This is a genomic window from Halomonas sp. SIMBA_159 (assembly GCF_046536035.1).
Classification (GTDB): Bacteria; Pseudomonadota; Gammaproteobacteria; order Pseudomonadales; family Halomonadaceae; genus Vreelandella; species Vreelandella venusta_A.
Window position 1 is genome coordinate 1 of record NZ_JAWJBT010000659.1, and the last position, 269, is coordinate 269.

The 269-nt window shown below is 52.0% G+C and carries 1 protein-coding gene; it reads left to right on the forward strand.

Going from position 1 to position 269, the window contains the following annotated elements; genetic code table 11:
- Positions 1 to 14: 14 nt before the first annotated feature.
- A partial coding sequence (locus R0J87_RS20850; RefSeq protein ID WP_498888644.1) for an efflux RND transporter permease subunit occupies positions 15 to 269 on the forward strand: 255 nt, incomplete at its 3' end.

Genomic DNA, 269 nt, shown 5'->3' on the forward strand with positions numbered 1-269 from the left:
GCGTTACCACCTCACTGGCCGACTTACTGAGCGCCGGAGGTATCGGGGCCTTGTTATCTTTTGCCGTGTTGTATCTATTCTTACGCCATTTTGGCACCACTATGGTGGTGGTGCTGGCTGTGCCTGTGTCAATCTGCATAGCATTGGGGCTGATGTACTTTATGAATTACAGCCTGAATATCCTCAGCATGATGGGGCTGATGCTGGCCATCGGTATGCTGGTAGATAACGCTGTGGTGGTGACGGAAAGTATTTTCCGTGAGCGCGCG